Genomic DNA, 3,888 nt, shown 5'->3' with positions numbered 1-3,888 from the left:
CACACGGACTGAAAAGGCCGGTGCCACCTTGGGGTGCCGCCTCTACTCGCCTGAGGGATAAGGGGGCCGAATCGGGCAGGCCGGTGGTATTCTTTGCCCATGAAACTTATCCTCAAATGGCTTTTAAGCGCAGCGGCCTTGCTGGCCGTTGCCTATCTCTACCCCGGGGTCGTGGTGACCAGCTTCACCGGCGCGCTAATTGCCGCGGCGGTGCTCGGTGCGCTCAACATGGTGGTGCGCCCGATCCTGGTTCTGCTGACGCTGCCCGTCACGCTGGTGACGCTGGGCTTGTTCCTGTTTGTCATCAACGCGCTGATGTTCTGGGCCGCGGCCAGCCTGATCAGCAGTCTGAACGTCACGGGTTTTGCCGCAGCGCTGATAGGCTCACTGATTTATTCGGTGCTGCAGCTAGCGATCGACTTTGTCCTGGAGCGCCTGCTCTTTAACAAGTAGTTCCGTCTGGCGGGTTCGTGTGTCGATGATCGAACCCTCCACATAGTCTGCGCTGCCGGGGCTGCTGCGCATCAAGCCCTGCGCCGCCTTGAAGCGGTCCAGCGCTGCCGGGTAGTCCAGCTGGGCGGCACGGCTTTCCGCATCAGCGCGAATCGCCTGAACCTGCTTGTTTTGCTTGCCGTACGCGACCGCAAGCAGCTGCCAGGCCATCGCGTCCTTGGGATGCAGCGTCACCCAGCTTTGTAGCCGGCCCGAAACGTCCTGCGCACGGTTCGCGGCCATCAACGACTGGGACTGCAGCAGTACCTCAGCGCGAGATGTCGCCCTGGAAATGTCGGCAGATGCCGCTGTGGGGGGAACCAAGCCGGCCATCAGGTCGATTTCAACGGCCAGCAGATCCACCGCATTGGCGGCATGCGGCGCACCCGCAGAAAGCGGTTTCAACCGTTCCAGCAATCCCTTCGCCGTGGTGAAGTCGCGCAGCCGGGCCGCCGCAAAAGCGCCACCATACAAAACTCCAGCATCACGCACATTGTCGGCCGTGGGAAGCGGTTGCAGTGCGGCAACAGGGCCGGTCTGGCGCTGGGCCTCCGCCACCATGGAGCGCAGCGCATCAACCCCCGGGGCTGCCAGGATGCGTGCCCGCGATGCCATCATGGCGTGTAACACGCGGGCCCTGCCGGCCTCGGCTTCTTTTTCGCGCGAGGGTTTTGCCGCGTCCGCTGAAGACAGTTGCACGCGCGCCCGCGCTTCGGCAATTCGCTCGGTCGTCAGCGGATGGGATCTCAAATAGGGAAAGGAGCCGTTGTCGTTCAGGCGCGAGGCCTGCTGCAGCTTTTCGAACATGGCCGAAACACCCCGGCTTTCAAAAYCCGCATCGGTCATGACCCCGAAACCCACGCGATCTGCCTCCCGCTCCATGTCCCTGGAAAAGTTGAGCTGGTTCTGCATCGCGACTGCCTGCCCGCCGACCACGGCGGCGCTGCCGGCATTGCTGCTCTTCCCGGCAGCCAGCACGCCAAGAATCATGGCGGCAATCATCCAGGGGGTCTGGCGCGACTGCTGCGTCAGCATGCGCGCAATGTGCCGCTGGGTCACATGGCTGAGTTCATGGCCCATCACTGCGGCCACCTCATCGGAACTGCTTACCGCGGCCAGCAGGCCCAAGTGCACGCCAAAGTAGCCCCCGGGCAATGCAAAGGCATTGATGCTGCGGTCCCGGATCAGGAAAACCTGCCAGGCAAAACGCTCCTCAAGTTCGGCATTGAGCTCACCCCGGGCCCTTGCGGCGGCAACCAGCGGCAACCAGATACTCTGGAGGTAATCGCCGAGCACCGGATCATCAATGTAGTCAGGGTCGCGGTAGATGCTGACGGCGATGCGGTCTCCGATACGGCGCTCTGCTGCCGCTGCGAGGTCGGAAGTTTCACCCAGCGATGGCAATGAACCCGTCGAGCCTCCTGTCGTACCGACGGGAGCCTGGGCCAGCGAGGAACCGCCCAAAGCCATGAACACAATGCAGGCTAGGGCAAGGCGGTTCAGGGCCGGACGCGGCTTCACGTACACAGTTCGCCTAGAAGGAGTCAATGGGTACAAATGCAATTACCTCTGCCGTTTTGGTGTCAATGAGAACAGTCCAGAAAGTCTTGCGCCCGATCATCGGGATATAGCCAATATCGCTGCTCTTGCGACCCGATGCCAACGCTGATGCCAATGCGTTATCGATATTAACAACGTCCGCCGGAAAACGGGTTTTGAGTTCAGCAAGAGGCTTGGCCTGTTTCAGGACCTGGGGCTTGGCTGCTTCATAGCTTTGCCATAAATCGGGACGGGCTCCAAGAGGGGCGCCGTCAAGTGCCGCCATGGTCGCGTCAAAACTTTCCTTGGCGTCCTTGAACTCCCGCACTGACAATAGCGTAGGCCCAGTCAGCGGCAGTTGCCGCAGCCCCACAGGCGCAAGCGAGAGACGCTCCGGCTCAATTTCAATGGCATGAACCACGCGGAAACGGTCAATTTCAAAAACCAGATGAACGGGCCGGGCCGCAGCCACCGTCCAAATGCCATAAGTAAGTGCTACAAGCTGCAACACTCCAATCACACACAAGTCGAGCCGTAACACCTTACGCGGCTTCGCGACGTCAAATACAGCAAAGGTCAGGAGCGGCCCCATGATCACATCTACCGCAATAATTAGTATGAATAGCTCGCGCCCCCCAGATATCTCGCGATAGGGATAGGGATACCAAATGATAAAAACCAGCAAAGCCGCGCACAAGGCTATTGCCAGGCTAATGCCTAAATGAATGCCGGAAGCCTTAAATCGGCTCCTCCAAAACTCTGGGTTTCTGAACATGGTCTTATGATGATGGATACATGTAAAGGTTCTTGCTGCATGATGTCCGACTCAACACTCACTCATTTTGACGCCCAAGGCCAAGCCCACATGGTGGATGTATCCGGCAAGACTGCCACACACCGTGTGGCCATCGCGCAGGGCCGTATAGTAATGAATTTCACGACCCTGTCCATCATCCTTGCCGGTAGTGCAAAAAAGGGGGATGTACTGGGCATTGCACGCGTTGCCGGGATCATGGCTGCAAAAAAAACCAGCGATTTGATCCCGCTGTGCCATCCTTTAGCTTTGACACGGGTAGCCATTGAGTTCACACCGGATGAGAAAAGCTCCTGCATCGCCTGTTCCGCAACAGTAGAAACCGTTGGCCCAACGGGCGTCGAAATGGAAGCATTGACTGCAGTGCAAATCTCGCTGTTGACCATCTATGACATGTGCAAGGCAGTAGATCGAAGCATGACCATCACCGATATACACGTGCTTGAAAAACACGGCGGCAAATCAGGCAGTTTCGTCCACGAAACCTTGTAGTACCGTCTTCATCTGGCTGCCGCTCCCGTCGAAGGAGCCTGTCCCGGTACAAATTTGCTGTTTTGCCGCGTCCATTGTGCATATTCCGTCGGGAAAGCGGCCCTGTAGCGCGCCAGATGCTCGACAGCCACATCATCAGAGCCGAGCATCACTGCACTTTCGATGAGCTTTTCGATGACTCGCGGTTCCGGCGAGTAGTGCAGCAATGCGCTCGCGGTATTAAATGTCCACCGGGCGTTTGCAGGGGTCAGCGGGGTAAGAGAGATTTCGGCAAATCGCACTTGATCGGTGAATAGCCACGAGCCTTCAATTTTGGCAAGCGTGTCGCTGCGATAGGTGGCAGCTCGCTCATCTACAGGAAGATAGATCTGGCTGACGCGGCGGTAGTCCCATGCAGCATAGATAACAGCTATTGCAAGGACGCCCCCGAGCAGGGTCATGCCTATGGCTGATATGCGGTCAATTAATAGTGATTTCGACGGGTTCGTCACAATCGGGACCGCATTCTCCCGCCTCCAGAGCATTGCGATGCAAAGGCAGAAGGCCATCTG

5 protein-coding genes are annotated in these 3,888 nt (G+C 58.4%); 2 read left to right on the top strand and 3 right to left on the bottom strand.

Annotation, left to right across the window (positions count from 1 at the left end; all coding sequences use genetic code 11):
* Positions 1-99: 99 nt before the first annotated feature.
* A complete protein-coding gene (locus tag AC1D1P_RS16915) occupies positions 100-453 on the top strand; it encodes a phage holin family protein (RefSeq protein WP_457282444.1) in 354 nt (117 codons plus the stop codon).
* On the opposite strand, the gene AC1D1P_RS16910 is transcribed toward AC1D1P_RS16915, so the two are convergent.
* Positions 409-1,962, bottom strand: a complete 1,554-nt coding sequence (locus tag AC1D1P_RS16910) for a M48 family metalloprotease (RefSeq protein ID WP_477673769.1) — start codon at positions 1,960-1,962, stop codon at positions 409-411. The two genes, AC1D1P_RS16915 and AC1D1P_RS16910, sit on opposite strands and share 45 nt — an antisense overlap.
* A 64-nt stretch (positions 1,963-2,026) precedes the next feature.
* Positions 2,027-2,806 carry a TfpX/TfpZ family type IV pilin accessory protein gene (gene tfpZ, locus AC1D1P_RS16905; RefSeq protein ID WP_477673768.1) on the bottom strand — a complete coding sequence of 260 codons (780 nt, stop codon included), beginning with the start codon at positions 2,804-2,806 and terminating at the stop codon, positions 2,027-2,029.
* 39 nt (positions 2,807-2,845) lie between these two features.
* Here tfpZ and moaC point away from each other — a divergent pair, with 39 nt between their 5' ends.
* Positions 2,846-3,337, top strand: coding sequence for a cyclic pyranopterin monophosphate synthase MoaC (moaC, locus tag AC1D1P_RS16900; RefSeq protein ID WP_477673767.1), 492 nt, complete (start codon positions 2,846-2,848; stop codon positions 3,335-3,337).
* A gap of 8 nt (positions 3,338-3,345) precedes the next feature.
* Here moaC and AC1D1P_RS16895 read toward each other — a convergent pair.
* Positions 3,346-3,888 (bottom strand): Wzy polymerase domain-containing protein (locus AC1D1P_RS16895; RefSeq protein ID WP_477673766.1); only part of this gene is annotated, 543 nt, incomplete at its 5' end.

Source organism: Polaromonas sp. P1_E1_2, assembly GCF_056406035.1.
This window is presented reverse-complemented; position numbering and strand designations above follow the sequence as displayed.